Genomic DNA, 18467 nt, shown 5'->3' with positions numbered 1-18467 from the left:
GCCAACGTAGCGAGCACGTTTTCTCTCGATACTCAGAACATCACGGACGCCACAGCTTGCCGCTGTTCCTGAGCGTGATAGGTCATACTTAGCTGATAACGCTGAGTTTGTTTCGGTGCTGTCTGTCGTCTTGGTAACGCAGAGTCCTCACTGTGCTAGTGAGTGGCATTGCTGATGCGCAACTAAAGTCTGTTTAGAGGCGCATTCACGTCTATCGATCTTAGTCTTGGATGGTCAGGCGTGTTGGGAGAGAGCGAAATGGCGCTTTACTGCCGTAAGTGAATTCCCCGCTTGGCGGACGGCAGCCCTGATCTCATCTTTAGTTACCCCGAACTTCACGGCCCAAAAACTTAGCTCGAAACCGTCGTTTATGTTGATTATTAGTGCGTCGGTGTTAGCCACAGACTTTTGCTTTTTCATTGGACTTTCCTTGTCAGAATTCAAGAGTGCTCTGTCAGTGTAGTCTGTGCACACGAAGAGCGCTGAGGTTTTCTGAGCTACTTTTAAAAGTCTTTGATCGGTCGTCTTTGATCCTGGCGATCGGTGAAGTTGATCGTACGGACAGAACATCGTTTGGGAATCGGCTACATGATGGTGAAAATTGAAATCGCCAGGACCTGAAGCCGATTGGGAAATTACGAACTTTGGAAGTGATCACCCAATATTCATGGCTATCATGTCCTGCTGCATAAATCGAGACGCAACTGATTATCCTAGGCCCCATGGTCAATTTCCTACAGACACCTAATTAGGGACCTAGCTACTCTCCACTAAACAGATGTACATAACGGAATCGAAGTCATGGGCGAGCGATGGATTGCTGTTACTAGTATGTTGGCGATGGCATGGATCGTATTCATCGCGCTGATTATCGAGAATTACCTCTTTTGATTCCCAAGTGCGCCCTCAAACCCTGGCATTTTTGAAATGTGCTTGTGGACGGAAGATTGTCTTTGTTCGGCGCAGGTGCTTACAGCGCTTGCAGCCAAACCGTCACGCACAGGCCACGTTGCGCTTGGGTATCGCTGAACGACAACTGCACCCGTGCGCCGCTGCGCTCGGCAATCGCCTTGACGATCGACAGGCCCAGCCCGGAGCCGGCCTCGTCGGTGCCCAGGCTTCGGTAGAAGGGGTCGAACACCCGCGCCTGTTCCTCTGTGGCAATGCCGGGGCCGGAGTCCTTGATGTGCAGCAGTACGGCGCCTGGGGTCTGGGTCACCGAGAGGTCTATGCGCCCGCCCTCCGGGGTATAGCGAATGGCATTGTCCACCAGGTTTTTCACCAGGGTGAACAGGTCCAGCGCGTTGAACACCACCTGTACGTCCTCGGTGCTGTCGACACCGATATCGATCTGCTTGCGCTCGGCCAGGGGCAATAAGTCTTCGAGTACCTGTCGATAGATGCCATGCACCGAGAGAGGGTCCTGTACCCGCACTGACGGCGACTGTGCCGCCGCCAGCGCCAACAGTTGGTCGATGAGTTTGCGGCCGCGCTCGATGCCCCGGGATAACGGCAAAAAACGCTCGCGGCTGGCGGGTGACAAGTCAGTGTCCGCAAGGCGTTCCGCTTGCAGGGACAAGGCGGTCATCGGCGAGCGCAGCTCATGGGCGGCATCGGCTACAAAGCGGCGCTGGCTGTCCATGGACTGGCCAACGCGGGCCAACAGTCGATTGATGGCGACCACGAACGGACGCACTTCCGTCGGCAGGTGCTGCTCATCAATCGGGTGCAGTTCTTGTTCGGCGCGCTGGTCGATTTCGGCGGCCAGCATGCCGATGGGACGAAACAGTTTGCGCACCAAGTCGCCCACCACCAGTAACAGCACGGGGAACAGGATCAGGAACGGCAACAGGCTGCGCCAGGCGCTTTCGCGGGCGTCCTTGTCGCGGACGTCCTGTTCCTGGGCCACGGCAATGCGCTCGCCGTGGGAGGTGGTGTGCACCAGCACACGAAAGGCTTCGCCGGCCACTTCAACCGTGGCGAGGCCATCGGCGAGCGTGGTGGGAAACGGCAGTGGCAACGCCTCGTCGTTGTTGCCCGTGGCGTGGCGGCCATCACCCAGGTGCTGGATGATCACCCGCGATTCTTCATCGTCGTCAATGGCCTGGCCCTGGGGGTAGTGCAGCGTCATCTGCTGGCGGTCGAACAGCATGGCCACCTGGCGCAAGGTGGCGTCCTGTTGTTCGTGGGCTTCCTCGAACGCCGAGACGAAGGCAAATACACTGGCCAGCAGCGCCACCAACAGAATCGCCAGGGACAGCGTCACCGACAGGCGCAGTTGCACCGACTCACTCAAACGTTTTTTGAAACCATCCATCCCATGCCCCTGACGTTCTTGATCACGTGACTTCCCAACTTGCGCCGCAAGGCGTGAATCAAGAACTCGATGGCGTTGCTTTCGACCTCATTACCCCAGCCGTACAGACGGTCTTCCAATTCGCTGCGCGACAGGATGGCTCCCGGGCGGATCAGCAACGCCTGCAACAGCGCAAATTCACGGCTGGAAAGGGCCACGCCATGCAGCGCTTCGGTGCTGGCTTCTTTGGAGAGCAGGTCCAGCGATACCACGCCGTTGCCGAGCAACGACGAGGCGCTGCCGCCTTTGCGGCGCAGCACGGCGCGCATGCGGGCGAGCAGTTCGGGCATGTCGAAAGGCTTGAGTACGTAGTCGTCGGCACCGCCATCGAGGCCGCGCAGGCGGTCATCGAGGCTGTCACGGGCGGTGATGATCAGCAGCGGCACCGGGTTGTTGCCGGCGCGGATGATGTCCAGCACTTGCAGGCCGTCCTTGCCGGGCAGGCCGAGGTCCAACAGCACCAGGTCGTAGGAGTGGGTGTCGAGGGCAGCCAGGGCCGTGAGGCCGTTCTTGACCCAGTCGGCGGCGTAGCTTGCGTCGCTGAGCGCACGCTGGATCGCATCGCCAATCATGGGGTCGTCTTCGACCAGCAGTATCCGCATGTCGCTTCCCTAAAAAACCGACGCGACGAGAGTGTCGTCGCGTGTGTATTGAAGCACCTGGGCCGATGTTTGTCTGGTCTTAGCCTTTCATCGAGTCAAAGGCCTTGAGCATGTCGTCCATCGAGGCTTTGCAGTCGGCCTGGTTCGGGCTGCCTGCGCGCAAGGCATCCAGCGCGCGGTCGATGGCTTTATCCAGCACATGCCAGTCACTGGCGGCGCGGGGCTTGATCCCGGCTTCGGCTGCGTCCCAGCTGGTTTCCAGGTCTTTGATCCGGGCTTTGGCGGCAGGCAGGTCGTTCTTGGCGACGAGGGCCGATACGTCCACCGCGATGTTTCGGAATTCGGACAGATCGCCCAGTTTCGATGCCTGGTGTTGGCTGGTCGCTGGGCCGGTGCTGTCCTTGGGCTTATCGGCGGGTTTGGAGCAGCCGGTGGCGATGCTCAGCATGAAGATCGCTGAAACGATGGCGACGCGGCGGATCAGGTTTTGCACGGGGCGCATGAGGGGTTCCTTGAGTTGAGTCTTTATTGGGCGATGGTTTTGCGGTTGCCGACGCTTAATTGCGCCACGGCGACCAGCAGGACAATGACGCAGAGGAACAGTGCGCTGGTCCAACTGGCGCCCATGCCCAGGCCACCATAGGTCTTGGCTTGGGTCAGCAGGTCGCCGAGGGAGGCGCCGAACGGCCGGGTGAGGATGTAGGCGATCCAGAAGGTCAGCACGCTGTTGACGCCCAGGCGCCAGGCCAGCAGGGCGGCGGCGATCAGGCCGGCGAAGATCACGGCTCCGAGGGTAAAGCCCAGGCCCAGCGCTTCGGTGGCCAGGTCGCCGGCGGCGGTGCCGAGGGCAAAGGTGCAGAGCACCGTGGTCCAGTAGAACCATTCACGGCGCGGGGTGACGATGGCGCGGATCGACAGGCTGCGTTCGGTACGGAACCAGGCTATGAAGTTGAGACCCAGCAGCACCGAGAAAATCGCCGTGCTGGTGTACAGGCTCACGTCGAGTTTGTCGGTGAGGATGTCGGTGATCTGCGTGCCCACGATGCTCACCAGCACCACGGTCAACCAGTAGATCCACGGGGTGTAGGCCTTGGTGCGCAGCTGCCAGAACAACGCGCACCCCAGCAGCACGGCCATGCCGAAGCTGGTCCAGCCAGCGCCGAAGCCGGCATCGACGGCGAGGTAATCCGCGCCGGTTTCGCCCACGGTGGTGGACAGGATTTTGATCACCCAGAATGACAGCGTCACCTCGGGTACTTTGTTCAGCCAACGGGCTGCTGTGGCATTCATCGGGTTACCTCTTCTCGACTGCGCGGTGGGCGCAGGAGAGAAGGTAGGCCCCGACACTTAGCTGAGACTGAGGGCCGCGGTTTTTTTCAGCACATGGGCCAGGCCCACCGTGGTGAGGTGTACCACGCTCCCCACGTTTGGCGCTTGCAGGCCCGAGCTGCGCACCGGGATGGCTTGGCCGGGCACGTCCTCATCCGCTTGCAACGCCACGGTCAGGGTGCAGGTATTGCCGCCGAATTCGCGTTCGGTGACCACGCCGCGGCAGCCGGAACCCTCGGTGCTACTCAGCAGCAGTTGCTCCGGACGCAGCATGATCCGTGTCGTACCTTGGTTGGCCTGGCTGTCGACCGGCACGCGACCCAGTGCGCAGTGGGCCCAACCGGCTTCGATCCTGGCGGGCATGACCACGGCTTCACCGAGAAACAACGCGGTCTGCTCATCGGCGGGGTACTGGTACAAGTCCATTGGACGGCCCGACTGCACCAGGCGCCCCTGGCGCATCACCGCCAACTGGTCGGCGAACGACAGCGCCTCGCTTTGATCATGGGTGACCAGGATCGTGGTGATGCCCGCGTCGCTCAACAACCGCGCGACCATCTTGCGCATGGCCGAGCGCAGGCCGGTGTCCAGCGCGGAAAACGGCTCATCCAGCAGCATCAACCGGGGCTGTTGAGCCAACGCCCGCGCCAGCGCCACCCGTTGCTGCTGGCCGCCCGACAGCTCGTGGGGCCAACGCCGGGCCATGTTGGCGTCGAGGGCCACGCTGTCCATCAGTTCGGCGATGCGTGCGTGTCGCGAGGTATGTTTGGCCGCCAGCCCGAAACCGATGTTGTCGGCCACGGTCATGTGCGGGAACAGCGCGCCGTCCTGCGGCACATAGCCGATCTGGCGTTGGTGCGCTGGTACGGCGTGGGTGGCGTCAACCAGCACCTGGCCGTTCAGGGTCAGGCTGCCGCTGTCGGGAAACTCGAAGCCAGCAATCATCCGCAGCAAGGTGGTCTTGCCGGAGCCGGAAGGCCCGACGATCACCATGCGGCTGCCGTTGGGCACCGCCAGGCTGACGTCGGCCAAGGCCTGTTGGGTGCCGAAGGTTTTGCAGAGTGCGGTGAGTTCGAGGGCGTTCATCGGCCGGCCGTGCGTTTGGATTGGTGGTAGAGGAGGCCGGTCAACGGCAGTGAGAGCAGAATCATGATCAACGCGTAGGGCGCCGCTGCGGCGTAGTCGATTTCGCTGGTCATCGCCCAGAACCCGGTGGCCAGGGTGCGCGTACCGTTCGGCGCCAGCAACAGGGTGGCGGTCAGTTCGTTGGTGATCGCGAGGAACACCAGCGCCGCGCCCGCTGCGGCAGCTGGCGCCGCCAGGCGCATTGTGATCAGCCACAGTGCCCGGCCCGGCGAGCGGCCCAGGCTGCGCGCCATGTTTTCCAGCTCCACCGGGGCCTGGGCGATACCCGCCCGCAGGCTGACCAGCGCCCGTGGCAGGAACATCAGCAGGTAGGCGAGCAGCACGGTGATCGTGGTCTGGTAGATCGGCCGGGCAAAGTGGATGGTCACCGTGACCAGCGCCAGTGCCACGACAATGCCGGGTAACGAACTGGTGATGTAGTTGCAGCTTTCCAGGATGCGCTGCAAGCGGCCCGGTGCGCGAATCGACAGCCAGGCGATCGGCACCGCCGCGCAGGTGGTCAGCACGGCGCCGGCAATACCCAACAGTACGGTTTGTTCCAGCGCCGGCAGCAACTCGCTGAATTGCCAGACCTCGCGGCCCCCGGCGATCAACCATTTGCCCAGGGTGAACAGCGGCACGCCCAGGGCCAACACACAGGTCACGGCTTGCAAACCGAGGGCGAGCACGGTGAGGAGGGGGCTCAGCCTGACGATGCGCTGCTCACGGGCGCTGCCGGAACCGACCCGCGCATAGCGTGCATGGCCACGTGCCGAGGCCTCAGCGGTGAGCATCGCCAGGCAACACAGGGCTAACACGGCCGCCAGCATATTCGCCGCCGGGCCATTAAAGGTGGATTTGAACTGATCGAAAATCGCCGTGGTGAAGGTGTCGAAGCGGATCATCGCGTACAGGCCGTATTCGGCCAGCAGATGCAGGCCGACCAGCAGCGCGCCGCCGCAGATCGCCAGGCGCAACTGGGGCAACACCACCCGCCAGAACACCGCCCAGGGCTTGAGGCCCAGGGATTCGGCCACGTCTTCAATCGCAGGATCAAGCCGGCGCAGGGTCGCCGCCACCGGCAGGTACAGAAAGGGGAAATAGGCAATCACTGACACCAGCACACCGGCCGGTAAGCCGTGGATCGACGGCACCAGGCTGACCCACGCGTAACTGTGTACAAACGCCGGCACCGCCAGCGGCGCGACCGCCAACAACGACCAGGCGCGGCGCCCCGGCAGATTGCTGCGCTCGGTCAACCACGCCAGTGCAATGCCCAGCGCCACGCACAACGGCAGGGTGAACAGGACCAGCAACACGGTGTTGACCAGCAGTTCACCGACGCGTGGGCGCCACACCAACGCTTCGATCTGTGCCCAGCCGATTTGCCAGGACACGCCGATCACAAACGCAATCGGCAGCAACGCCAACAACGAAACCAGGACCGACAAACTGGTGATCCACGTGCCCCCACGGCTTTTGAACAGTCCGTGGGGGCGTTTGCGTGGCTGCGCGTGGGCGATGCCGGGGATCGACGATTCAGGCAGCAATCAGAGCAGTCCGGCTTGGGTCATCAGCTCGACAGCCTTTTTGCTGTTGAGCTTCGACGCGTCGACCTTAGGTGCGTCCAATTGCGCCAGTGGGGTCAGCTTGGGGTTGGATGTGGCGTTCTGGCCGACCGCGTATTCGAACGAATTACCGTCCTTGAGGACCGCCTGGCCGTCTTTGCCGGTGATCCACTTCAGGAAGGCCTGGGCCTGTTCCTTGTGCTTGCTGGAAGCCAATACACCACCACCGGAAATGCTCACAAACGCGCCCGGATCCTGGTGCTTGAAGTAGTGCAGTTGAGTGTTTTTGCTGTTTTCGCCGGTCTTGGATTGGTCGACGAAGCTGTAATAGTGATAAATCACGCCGCTGTCGACCTGGCCGGCGTTGACGGCTTTGAGCACGGCGCTGTTGCCACGGTAGATGCTCGCGTTGGCTTTCATTGCCTTGAGCCAGTCGAGGGTCGCGGCCTCGCCCTTGAGCTCCAGCACGGCGGCGACGATGGCCTGGAAGTCGGCACCGGCCGGTGAGGCAGCCCAACGGCCTTTCCAGCTTGGCGTGGACAAATCAAGCAAGGACTTTGGCAGGTCGGCTTCTTTGAGTTTGCTCGGGTTGTACACAAACACCGTCGAACGTGCGGCGATGCCCAGCCACTTGCCGTGGGCCGGGCGGTACGCGGCGTCGACTTGTTCCAACGTGCTCGGTGCTACTGGCGCGAACAGCCCGGCATTGTCCACCAGCACCATGGCCGGGGAGTTTTCGGTGAGGAACACGTCGGCCGGCGAGGCTGCACCTTCCTGCACGAGCTGGTTGCCCATCTCGGTGTCGTCGCCATTGCGGATGGTTACCGGAATCCCGGTTTCCTGGGTGAAGCCCTCAACCCAGGCCTTGGTCAGGCTTTCGTGCTGGGCGTTGTACACCACGATGCCGGGTGTTTCGGCGGCATACACTTGCCCGGCGCCCACCAATGCGGTGGCGAGCAGGGCTTTAGTGAGGAAAGACGGTAGACGGGAAGCCATACGTTGAATGCTCCGGTTTTTATGGATGCACGGGAAGCCCGTGGGTGGTCCATTGAGACTCGACCAATAGGAATCATTTGCATGTTGAAGCGCGGCGAATTTAGAGCCGTGAATGAGAAAAAAACGTCAAATAAACGGTTAACAAATGTGATTGGGCTTATCAGGCGACGCGGTTAGAACTATGGGAGGTGGCTATTCTGTCGGCGCTTATTCTCTTGGCTGTAGGCAACTTCCCAAATGTAATTCAAACCCTCCGAGCTGATGTCCGAGGCGTATTCGCTTGCATATATTCCGAAGCCATCTTCATTGCATTCAGGGACTCAGGGCATGGCGCAGGGCTATATCAACGACCGCACCACCGACTACCACAGCTTGAAATCCCGCTTGATGGGCATTGGCATCAGCCCGCAACATTCTGATCATTTTGATGTGTTGAACCGCCACCTGCGCCATAGGCTGGTGAGCCTGGGGCAGTTGGTGATTGTGCCCGATGCCTACAGCCTGAGCTGTTCGCTGGAATAGGTCTGGTTGGTGCGCTATGCCGAAGCGATTCGCCGGGAGCTGGATAAACGCCGCTGGCACCCAGGTGTCAACGACTATGACCTACTGCAAAGCCTGCTGGGGTACAACTCGTTAGGCATCGGCAGCGCGACGCCCTCTTCTCCTCCTTACCTCCAAGAGCATCGGTGAGAGCTGTCGGGGTTGGGTAGGGTGTCTTGGCTACCTACGTGACGCTTGTTCTTACAGAGATATCTCCTGGCTACCGTTGATCGTATTAACTTCAGTCCGCATGACCCTTCTATTAAATACTGCCTGATTACCTACTCGTCGAATAGCCCCCGCGTAGTAATCGAAGGGCTGCCACAAATCTTCTGGGCAGATGGCTTGCCCAGAAGAGAGGCCAACCTCTGGCTATGGAAAGTGTCACCAATGGTGAAGCACAGCCTCTTTTGATATGCGCTGAGCTTATGTAAAGGCGAAGTTAGATAGTGGAATTTTTCTGAGGTTGAGCGGGTACAGCTGTGTCGCCGCGTTTTAAAGTTTTAAACCTTGTGTAATCTGGTTGTACATCCTGACTCTTCTGTGGTTGCTGGCATAGCCGCCTAGTGAGGAGATCGTTCCACTTTGAATGTGGTCTAGATAGCGAAATATTTTCCGAGGCGATATGAATCTAATTTTATAATCCAACGCTGCCATCCTATCCTGAAGCTCATAGCCTGGATTGCGTTCGTCCATTTGAAAATGCAAGCCGTGCTTTTTGATCAATCTTACATTCCATAGGGTGCAAAAGCTTTTTAGATGTCTTTCTCTATATGGTTTCGGCTCCCTTGATTTTATTCCAAGCGCTTTGAGACTACGCCTGGTGTAATGTTTAAAAAATCGTGACGATATTCTCCAGACCGAGCGAAAGAAGCCTCTATTCAGCTGCTCCAGGCATCCAACGGCTGCTACCTCTTGTTGCTCGGCGCATTGCGCGAGCATCATGTTAAAAACGTCAAGATCATAAATAAAAGTGTCGGTATGCAAAAGAAATACATACTCCGTCTCAACGAAACCTAAAGCGAGATCAAGAGCTCGGCCATGCGCAATATTTCCTGCCTCAGGATGCTCTGCTTTTCGCTCAATCAAATTGATCCAATTTAAAGTTCGAAGATACTCTGTGCTTGAATCTCTGGAGTCATTGTCCACCACGTAAACAGAAATACCTGTTTCTTGCGCGACATCTTGCAGGAGCTGGAGGCATTTCTTGGTCAGCTCAAGCGACTTGTAGTTAACCAAAGCGATGCTGTAGTTTGCCTTTTCTGGGTGGTGATCTTTCATAGATAACTAACTCTCGAATTTGATTGCCTTCGTTATAGCGGGCAGCAACCAGCGAAGCCGCCCGGCGCCCTGTCCTTCGAAAAAATATGCTCGTCCAATCCTGAAGCTTTTACATTGGATGCACACAATTCAACTGCCATAAAAAGACAATACTTCTTATTGCAGAACTTTTTCCGTATTGAGAACCCAATGCCTAGCTGTTTTGCTTTAGGGCATTTATTCTTTATTTATTTTGTGCCTGGGAGCTTATAACTCAGTTCCCTTGCAGATGAATTTCTTGACAGGTTCGCTATGAGAGGCGGTTGTTCCCACAACAATCGTCGCACCCTATTGGTAGGCGAAAAAAATTCAGGGTCTATCTCTGAAACGAAGGCAGGTCAGAGACCGCTAACGTGCATAGCGGGGGATCCAAATACAGGGACATCAGTTGAGCCAAGAGGCAGGCAAGCAATCGAACAGATTGCCCGCCGATTTACAAACTCTTTAGATATGGATCCGAGGTCTCAAGCGTTTTGTGCTTTACCTATCAAGTCCACCCGGCATCCAGGCCGGGCATCGTGCACCTGTAGGGACATCTCATGTAAACGTGCCACAGCTGAAACCATACTTAAGCCCAGGCCATTTCCTGGCGTATGACGGCTGGACTCTGAGCGATAGAGTCTACGGAAAACCGCTTCCCGTTCCTCCTCCGGTATTCCGGGCCCATGGTCACGGATACTGATTCCACAGTTGTTAGAATCTGCCGAGACTGTTACTTCAACGTCACTTCCGTCCGGTGAAAACTTGATGGCATTATCGATGAGGTTGCAAACCGCATCAAACAGTAACTGCGAATCCCCCATTACTGTATCGACTCCCTCGCACGGCTTGAACTCTAGATTCATACCACGCTCATCAGCGAGAGGTTCAAAGAGCTCAACTGCATCAGCGCAGATTTGATTGAAACCAACAAGGGTAAAATTACTGCGTCTCGCACTGCCTTCTATTTCTGAAATGCGCAGCAGTGCCCGGAAGGTTTGCATTAGCCCCTTAGCATCCTCTATGGCTGTATCGATAGCGCTGGCGTACTCTTTTTGCGTCAAGCTACGCCGCTGTGCACGTTCCAATCCAGCAATCAAGCGAGTCAGCGGTGTTCGCAAGTCATGAGCAATATCATCGCATACACCTTTGACCTCACTCATTAGCCGTTCAAGTGCATCCAACATACCGTTTACCACACCGGCGATACGATCAATATCATCATTATTTCCCCGTGTAGGTAAACGCCCACTGAGATCGCCCTCCACAATTATTTTTATGGAGCGGCTAAGTACGTCTAAACGGCGGCGAGCAGATACGCCTAATGCAATAGCTCCTAGTAGCCCAACTACTATAAGTAGTGAGCCGCCTGAAATCAGAGCATTGACCAGGAGTTCGTCGAATTCACGAATGTCATGAATATCCTGGCCGATCAGAAGAGTGTTTCCATCATCCAGTTTGTGAACAAGGTAGCGGATAGGTCGGTCATGACCGTTAGTTTTATCCCAGATAAATTCCGCAGGCTTATCGTATGCACTGAACGTAGGCAGGGTTGATAGCGCCCCCGCAATCGTTGTACCTGCAGAATCGAATAGCGTATATGGGAGCCGCCCTTCGGGGTCTTGCTCCGTATGTTTAAGTATTTCTGTACGTCGTAGCGCAGGCTCTTGGGCGCTTTGGCGGTCTACCTCTCGATGCAGTGCAGTATCCACCTCTGAGATCAAATATCCGGTAGTCTGCCAATAAATATAACCAAATAACGCAAAAAACGAGCACCCAAATAATGCCAGGAACATAAGGGCTGTTCGAAAGCTGATGGTGCGTGGAATCTCACTCAGGCGAACGTAGGACATAACCAGCCCCCCGAATGGTTTGGAGCATTGGAGAATCGCCCTCGCCATCAATCTTATGACGCAGACGACCAATATGAACATCTATCACATTGGTGCGGTCGTCATAACTATAATTCCAGACAGCTTCGAAGAGCATGGTTCGCGTGACGACTTGCCCGGCATGTTGAGCGAGATACTCTAGTAACGCGTATTCACGAGGTAATAAGTCAATCTGTCTTTCGCCTCGGCGCACTGAGCGTCGTAGTAGGTCAATTTCCAGATTCCCAATGCGCAATCGACTGTCTCGATTTGCTGCGGAAGGTGGTGCCCTTCGGCGATTCAGAGCATCTAGTCGAGCAGTCAGCTCAATGAACTCGAACGGCTTGGTCAAATAGTCATCGCCTCCTGCGCGAAGGCCTCGAACCCGCTCATCTAAAGCGCTTAGCGCACTGAGAATCAGAACCGGTGTGGTGATGCCAGAAGCACGCAATGCGGTAAGCATACCTAGGCCGTCAAGCGCTCCAGGTAGCATGCGATCAAGAACAATGATGTCGAAGGTATCGCTAATGGCCGCTAACAAACCTTCACGACCATTGTTTACCAGGGTCACGTCAAAGCCGTGGTCTTGAAGGGCTGCCTCGATCTCCCGCGAGGTGACGGGATCATCCTCGATAACCAGTACGTGGGTCATAGGCGTCGCGCTGAGCTCCTGGTTTGAAATTAATAGGCCGATGTAAATCAAACGACCCCTTTGATGGCATAGTGTGCCGAGTCAGTCTATACACTGAGCTTCCGACAAAATGAAAAAAAGTTTATTTAAGTCTTTGCGAGGTTTGAGTGCGTATTTTAGTCATTGAGGATGATGCCCGTACCGCTTCATACCTAGTGCGAGGACTCGGAGAGAGCGGACATGTCGTCGATGCCAGTGCAGAAGGTCATGACGGGCTCGCGATGGCGCTTGAGGGTATCTATGACGCTTTGATCGTTGATCGATGCCTACCTGGTATGGACGGTTTGTCGTTGGTTCGAGAGTTACGCAGGGAGGGAATGCAGACGCCAGTATTGATGCTCAGCGCCTTAGCCTCGACCCAGCAACGAGTTGAGGGGCTTGAGGCGGGTTGCGACGACTACTTGACGAAGCCCTATGCCTTTGTTGAAGTATTGGCGCGACTGGAAGGGTTATTGCGACCTAGAGATCAGCAGCCTGGTAAGGCGAGTACCTTGTGTGTTGGCGAACTGTGCCTTGACTCTGCAGCTCGGCAGGTAACATGGATGGGGCGAACGATATCCCTCGCTCACCGCGAAACCTTGATTCTAGAAAAACTCATGAAACATTGTGGTGAGGTTGTTACTCGCTTGATGCTACTTGAGAGTGCGTGGGACTATGAATTCGATCCAAACGACAACGTTATCGATAAACATATTTATCGCCTACGTCGAAAGTTAGATGATGGATTTGGAATTTCGCTAATTGCTACCATTCCTGGCGCAGGCTATTGCCTCAACGTATCGACAAACTTATCTGAAGCTCCTGCTCGATAGTAACCCGAATCGAAGCAGCTGGGTGGTGAAATTCTTGCGTATCATTAGAGCAGCTTTTGTGCTGCCGACCAATTACTCGGATTGTCGGTGTACCCCGCAACCCGAGCAGGTCGTTTTGACCGTTTTAAAGGATTAGTCCTACTGCCACACGGCGAGTAAGCGACTCTGGTTATGCGTCCTTTCGGCAGTTTTCCCGACTGCACTTCATGGCACTTAAAGCGCATGTTCGAGTAGTCGGCTGCTAATGAATTTGATGAGTAGAACGTCCTATCAATTCGAACGTGCGACATCGTTGGACGCCGCTTTGTGATTGCTGGCAACGGCGGTTGCGTGTTCAGACTTTTGGTAGGTTGTCATTGCAGACGCTCTTGCGGCCTCCATCTGCGCCATTACTTTATCGCCACCGCCTTCTGCCATCGCAGCTACAGAGGCACTCATCAAGGTTACGATCAAAAGAGCTTTTAGGGTTTTCATGGCAAATCTCCAGTGTTTAGGTTTAGCCATCACAATGCTTGCTGGCTTGGGCTAATACTAAAGCTGGCTGCATTTCACGCTCATCCCCGCAAAATGAATTTTTTGACAGGCAGATGCCTAGGTGTGTCCCGTGTAACCTCCATATCTTGGGCACCATTTCTTCCTACCACTATCTGCAGTCCACGCGAGTGAGATAATCACGTAGAAGGGGCGCTGCCTTTCCATACCTCTCTGCGGCACCGACGAGTACAGGATGAAAATATGAGCAGCGATAGTCCTAATACAAATGTTGAGCGTCTTCGGATTCCGCGCACGATCTGGGCGTTGGGCTTTGTTAGTTTGTTCATGGATCTATCGTCTGAGCTGGTACACAGTTTGCTGCCTGTGTTTTTAGTCACCACGTTGGGAGCGAGTGCATTGACTGTAGGGGTGATAGAGGGGATTGCCGAGTCGACCGCCATGTTCGCCAAAATATTCTCTGGCGCCATCAGCGACTTTATAGGGCGACGCAAAGGACTAATGCTACTTGGATATGGTTTGGCCGCCCTGACCAAGCCGCTTTTCCCTTTGGCTCACTCGGTTGAGGTGGTCTTCACTGCTCGCTTTCTGGATCGTATCGGTAAAGGGATTCGTGGCGCACCGCGAGATGCACTGGTCGCAGATGTTTCGCCACCAGAGATCCGGGGCGCCTGCTTTGGGTTAAGACAATCGATGGATACCGTAGGAGCCGTTCTTGGCCCCGCTCTGGCCATATTGCTGATGTTGTGGCTCGCAGATATACAGCTTGTACTGTGGGTTGCAGTGATTCCTGCAGCAATAGCGGTGACTCTAATTGTCACAGGAGTAAAAGAGCCCGTACACGCCCCCAGCGAACGCAAATTTCGCTCTCCGATTCATTGGAGAGCCTTGCTCGACTTCTCGTCTGGGTATTGGTGGGTTGTTGTCATTGGCGGGGTATTTACACTAGCCCGGTTCAGTGAAGCGTTTCTGGTATTACGGGCCCAACAGTTAGGCTTTTCGGCCACCTGGACTCCACTGGTGATGGTGGTAATGGCACTTTTCTATACCTTGTCTGCTTATCCTGCCGGTTGGCTATCTGATCGTATCAGCCGTACGAAACTGCTCGTTGTGGGGATGGGATTACTCATCCTAGCGGATCTGGTGCTTGCTCAGTCCAGCTCTGCCATCACGATGATGCTGGGCGTTGCATTGTGGGGGCTTCATATGGGATTCAGCCAAGGCATTCTTGCCTCGCTGGTAGCCGATAAAGCGCCTGGAAAACTCAAGGGCACCGCCTTCGGTATTTTCAATTTGGTCAGTGGCGTATGTATGCTGATCGCTAGTGTTCTTGCGGGCTGGCTATGGCAAAGCATTGGATCAGACAGCACCTTCCTCGTGGGGGCATTGCTTGCAGCAACAGCTCTGCTCTTGCTGTTACTGAAAAATCAATAACTCCTCAGTTCAGATCATCTGCTCACTGGAACATTAGGGGCTTATTCGTCTCGTCCGTCAGATCGTTATGCCGCGCTGGCGGTGTCTGCCAACCTGAAGCCTACCAAAATAGGTGGTGGCCAAGGTTCGGGTTTGCTCCACGGCAGCATAGCGCTCCGTATCGGTTGCATGGCTACGATAGATATCAAAGCCTTCGGCAAGTATCAGTGTCTAACATTCGGCGACGAGTAGTCCCTTTGGCTCAACGTGGCCGGTTTAACTCACTGGATTGGACAACCCAAGAAGTGCCGGCCACGCCGATCCAAATGCCAGCCTTTCGATAACTTCGCAAATGTAACTTTATCTGTGCAGGGTGTTACTCGTGTGAGTGGCCGTGTTCAGCACTTTCGGCGGTAGAAAGTTTTTCGCCACCATCGCATGCCGCCATCAGGCCAAGGAAGCAGATCAGGAGCATCGAACGGATCAGGGTCGTTTGAGTTTTCACTGGACATACACAACACACTGTAAGACCGAAATACCGCTTACCCCTAAATCCTATTTCCTACTGCCCCCATCGTCACGATCCGGTTTCCTGTACTTGAATTCACTTCAGGTACGGTGCCATGCTCCAGATCCTTACCCGCCTCAGCGAACAGCGGCACTGGCTGGTGCCACTGCTAGTGCTCTTGCCCGCTGCTGCCCAAGCAGAAACCTGGGTCATTACCAATCAGGCCCATCCGGTGTTGGCGCCCTCTGGCACTCGCATCATTCTTCTAGATGATCAGCAACGTCTTGAAGAACAACTGTCACGCGAGCTGCCCGCTGATCCGCGCCAGGCAGAAGCAACGATTCAACGCTACCTAGCCAGCCCTGCAGGTAGGCACCTGCAAAACGATCTCGCTCTAGCCCAGCAAGGGGTCACGGACGCCTGGAGCCTGGGTGTCGAAAAACTCCCAGCCGTGGTCGTTGACCGTCGCTACGTCGTCTACGGCGAGCCGGACGTCACTAAAGCCGTCACGCTGATTGATCGAGCACGGAGCCTGTCACGATGAGGCACTCACGTTTTCCGATCAGGTCATTCTCGCTGGCCATCACGTTCAGTTTGTCCTTCAGCGCATCGGCCGCAATCAACTCCGCAGCGATCATTGCCTCGACCCTATCGCCCGACTGCCTGGAGTACAAAGTGGTCGGCATTTGCTATTGGCTGCTCTGTACTCCTTTCGGCTGCAAAGTCAAAACCTCGACCAAGGTTCGTCACTACGTGCCAGACGCCGTGGTTTCAGCATACGCAAATACGGGGGCAAATCCGTGGATAGAGATGTCACCCCTTGGCACACCCAACGCGATGGCTCAGGCAGGCAACGACGGCACCACCAACCACGTCGCTGAAAACAACATCATCAAGTTCAAGGAAGCCGATGTCATTGGCCATCCTGGTGGCGCGACGTTGAGTCAGTTCGCCAGCGCCTCGGGCTATGTCTGCAAAGGAGCAACATTACCGCTTGTGCCTTACTTCCTTAGCACTCTTGATCCCATTGCCTGGCGATATGGCGTACCCGAATCTGTGTACCCCGAAGCACTCATTCCAGGGATGCGCGAAGTCGGTAGCCTGCTCACCGCGAGTAGCTGGGGGAATATTTATCCACGCAGCGGTTTTCTCAACCAGACCGATGATTACAAGACCGGCGCAGTCATTGCGCAGCGTGCTGGCGACGTGGTCACCCGCCCAGGCCAGGCACATGTCTACTTGCCGATGCTCGCCCTTCCCTACCCCGGCTACTGGCCTGCAGGGCCGCTACACGAAGGTGACGCCACCACAGGCAAGTGGCAAGAGCTTACCCCAGTCCTCAACCCGACTTGCGCAACCTTTCCCACCATCGGCCCAAACGTCGATGCGCAGGATGGCGGGTACGCCTGGGCGCTCTGGCGCCCGTATTCATGCTGCCAACGTCGTGGGCAGACCTTCCTCGGCAGCACGGACTTCCAATGAAACAGCGATCGGAGCACAACATGAAACTCACCACTTTAGCGATCGGACTCACGTACTGCTTCGGCAGTGCGTTAGCGTTTTCTGCTGAGCCAATCAACGTCTCGTCCTCCGGAAGCGTCATTGGGGACAACGTGCTGTATAGCATCGGCGGCGGCAGCGCGGTCACTATGGGTAGCGCAGGCAACATGGACAGCATTTCAGTGGGTGGCGGTTGGAACAACAATCTGATCTGCGGAAATATGAGCCTGAGCAACACCCTAGAAAACCAGTTGAATGGAGCTACCTCCGGTTTCCAGAACATCATGAGCTCGGTGGTACGCAACGCCACCAGCGCCGTAGCATCACTGCCGGCATTGATTCTTCAACGTGCTAACCCTGCCCTATACAACCTCATCACCAACGGCATTTTGCAGGCTCGACTCGACTTTGACCGATCCAAAGGTACATGCCGCGCCATTGGCGAAAAGATGGCCGATATCGCGGGCAACCAGATGGGTTGGGGCAAGCTTGCTGAGGGTCAGGCAATGAGCCAAGCACTGACTTCCAATACGGACGCAGTATCGGCTGTGGAGCAAGTCGAAAAAAAAGGTGGCAACGATGGCGTCACCTGGGTTGGGGGTGATCGAGCAGGAGGTTCCGGTCAGAAGCCTATTCGTATCGTGGGGGACGTCACTAAAGCGGGCTACAACTTACTGAACAAACGTGCCGCCGTCGACACCTCATCGATCAGTAAGGACAACTGCAACAATGGCATGGTTTGCAATGTTTGGTCATCACCACAAGAGGCCACGACCTTCGCCAATCGCGTGCTGGGGGAACAGCAACAACAGACCTGTGACAGCTGCCCTAAAACGGTTACGGCCGCAGGGGTAGGACTCACGCCGCTGATTCAGGAAACTTACGACACCAAGCTGAAGGCTCTGCAGGAGCTACTGAACGGGGGCAAAAGCCTGTCGGTCGAGAACCTGGAAGCTGCAAGCAGCAACTCGCTGCCAATCACCCGAGGCGTTGTAGCAGCCCTCAAGGACGAGCGTGATCAGGACGTGCTCGCTCGCAGGCTTGCCTCCGAAGTCGCGCTGTCCGATGTGCTGGAGAAAGCCCTGACCCTGCAGCGCACGTTGATGGCAGGTAGTCGGGAACCAAACGTCGCAGCTAATGACCTTGCCGTCCAGGCAGTCAGTCAGCAGAGCTCCTCGCTGCAGCAGGAGATTGGCAATCTGAAAATGGAGCTGGATATGCGTCAGCAGCTCGCGAAGAACTCGCCCCTGACCATCATCGAGCGCGGGAAAGCGCGGGCCGAAGATTCCCGGGGCGTGTTTCAGGGGGCACCTGAAACGGATCGATTGGAGCAGTTGCAGTCGCCCGCCAAGAACAAACAGTGAG

The 18467-nt window shown here is 56.3% G+C and carries 18 protein-coding genes; 6 read left to right on the top strand and 12 right to left on the bottom strand.

The genetic code is table 11. The annotated features are described in order from the left end of the window. Positions 1–234: 234 nt before the first annotated feature. From JN756_RS04210 to JN756_RS04175, 8 genes are all read right to left on the bottom strand, one after another. The gene (locus JN756_RS04210) at positions 235–420 is read right to left on the bottom strand and encodes a DUF3606 domain-containing protein (RefSeq protein WP_201021820.1); all 186 of its coding nucleotides are present in this window, start codon (positions 418–420) and stop codon (positions 235–237) included. A 550-nt stretch (positions 421–970) separates the two neighbouring features. After that, positions 971–2317: an ATP-binding protein gene (locus tag JN756_RS04205; protein WP_201021819.1), complete on the bottom strand. Its 1347-nt coding sequence runs from the start codon at positions 2315–2317 to the stop codon at positions 971–973. Next, positions 2293–2958 (bottom strand): response regulator transcription factor, encoded by a 666-nt coding sequence (locus JN756_RS04200; protein ID WP_057005918.1) that lies wholly within the window; start codon positions 2956–2958, stop codon positions 2293–2295. Before JN756_RS04200 ends, JN756_RS04205 begins: the two co-directional genes overlap by 25 nt. A 79-nt stretch (positions 2959–3037) precedes the next feature. Further along, positions 3038–3460, bottom strand: a complete 423-nt coding sequence (locus tag JN756_RS04195; protein WP_201021818.1) for a hypothetical protein — start codon at positions 3458–3460, stop codon at positions 3038–3040. A gap of 23 nt (positions 3461–3483) precedes the next feature. Next, positions 3484–4248: a COG4705 family protein gene (locus JN756_RS04190; RefSeq protein ID WP_057005916.1), complete on the bottom strand. Its 765-nt coding sequence runs from the start codon at positions 4246–4248 to the stop codon at positions 3484–3486. Positions 4249–4305: 57 nt separating this feature from the next. Next, a complete protein-coding gene (locus JN756_RS04185) occupies positions 4306–5373 on the bottom strand; it encodes an ABC transporter ATP-binding protein (RefSeq protein ID WP_057005915.1) in 1068 nt (355 codons plus the stop codon). Next, positions 5370–6944 (bottom strand): ABC transporter permease, encoded by a 1575-nt coding sequence (locus tag JN756_RS04180; protein WP_082643911.1) that lies wholly within the window; start codon positions 6942–6944, stop codon positions 5370–5372. The genes JN756_RS04185 and JN756_RS04180 overlap by 4 nt, the downstream gene beginning before the upstream one ends. Before the next feature lie 18 nt (positions 6945–6962). Continuing rightward, the gene (locus tag JN756_RS04175) at positions 6963–7976 is read right to left on the bottom strand and encodes an iron ABC transporter substrate-binding protein (RefSeq protein ID WP_201021817.1); all 1014 of its coding nucleotides are present in this window, start codon (positions 7974–7976) and stop codon (positions 6963–6965) included. Positions 7977–8303: 327 nt separating this feature from the next. Here JN756_RS04175 and JN756_RS32180 point away from each other — a divergent pair, with 327 nt between their 5' ends. Then, positions 8304–8498, top strand: a complete 195-nt coding sequence (locus tag JN756_RS32180) for a hypothetical protein (protein WP_201021816.1) — start codon at positions 8304–8306, stop codon at positions 8496–8498. Positions 8499–9011: 513 nt separating this feature from the next. On the opposite strand, the gene JN756_RS04165 is transcribed toward JN756_RS32180, so the two are convergent. The 3 genes from JN756_RS04165 to JN756_RS04155 all read right to left on the bottom strand — a co-directional run bounded on the left by JN756_RS04165 (position 9012) and on the right by JN756_RS04155 (position 12338). After that, positions 9012–9797, bottom strand: a complete 786-nt coding sequence (locus JN756_RS04165; protein ID WP_201021815.1) for a glycosyltransferase family protein — start codon at positions 9795–9797, stop codon at positions 9012–9014. Positions 9798–10300: 503 nt separating this feature from the next. Continuing rightward, a complete protein-coding gene (locus JN756_RS04160; RefSeq protein ID WP_250690869.1) occupies positions 10301–11668 on the bottom strand; it encodes a sensor histidine kinase in 1368 nt (455 codons plus the stop codon). Further along, entirely contained in the window at positions 11646–12338 is a 693-nt protein-coding gene (locus tag JN756_RS04155; RefSeq protein WP_017850090.1) for a response regulator transcription factor, read from the bottom strand. The genes JN756_RS04160 and JN756_RS04155 overlap by 23 nt, the downstream gene beginning before the upstream one ends. Positions 12339–12484: 146 nt before the next feature. Between JN756_RS04155 and JN756_RS04150 the strand changes: the two genes are divergently transcribed. Then, positions 12485–13189: a response regulator transcription factor gene (locus tag JN756_RS04150; protein ID WP_201021814.1), complete on the top strand. Its 705-nt coding sequence runs from the start codon at positions 12485–12487 to the stop codon at positions 13187–13189. A gap of 270 nt (positions 13190–13459) precedes the next feature. Here the strand turns inward: JN756_RS04150 and JN756_RS04145 are convergent, their stop codons facing one another. Beyond that, positions 13460–13663: a co-regulatory protein PtrA N-terminal domain-containing protein gene (locus JN756_RS04145; RefSeq protein ID WP_201021813.1), complete on the bottom strand. Its 204-nt coding sequence runs from the start codon at positions 13661–13663 to the stop codon at positions 13460–13462. A 261-nt stretch (positions 13664–13924) separates the two neighbouring features. On the opposite strand from JN756_RS04145, the gene JN756_RS04140 reads away from it, so the two are divergent. The 4 genes from JN756_RS04140 to JN756_RS04125 all read left to right on the top strand — a co-directional run bounded on the left by JN756_RS04140 (position 13925) and on the right by JN756_RS04125 (position 18466). Next, positions 13925–15115, top strand: a complete 1191-nt coding sequence (locus tag JN756_RS04140; RefSeq protein WP_201021812.1) for an MFS transporter — start codon at positions 13925–13927, stop codon at positions 15113–15115. Positions 15116–15717: 602 nt separating this feature from the next. Further along, positions 15718–16146, top strand: coding sequence for a TIGR03757 family integrating conjugative element protein (locus tag JN756_RS04135; RefSeq protein ID WP_201021811.1), 429 nt, complete (start codon positions 15718–15720; stop codon positions 16144–16146). Then, a complete protein-coding gene (locus JN756_RS04130) occupies positions 16143–17084 on the top strand; it encodes a TIGR03756 family integrating conjugative element protein (protein WP_201021810.1) in 942 nt (313 codons plus the stop codon). The genes JN756_RS04135 and JN756_RS04130 overlap by 4 nt, the downstream gene beginning before the upstream one ends. 20 nt (positions 17085–17104) lie before the next feature. After that, positions 17105–18466 (top strand): integrating conjugative element protein, encoded by a 1362-nt coding sequence (locus JN756_RS04125; protein WP_201021809.1) that lies wholly within the window; start codon positions 17105–17107, stop codon positions 18464–18466. The last annotated feature ends 1 nt before the right edge of the window (position 18467 follow it).

Origin of the sequence: Pseudomonas sp. Y39-6, from assembly GCF_023651955.1 — a bacterium.
Taxonomy (GTDB): domain Bacteria; phylum Pseudomonadota; class Gammaproteobacteria; order Pseudomonadales; family Pseudomonadaceae; genus Aquipseudomonas; species Aquipseudomonas veronii.
Note: the sequence above shows the minus strand (reverse complement) of the source record. Positions and strands in the feature narration are given on the sequence as shown.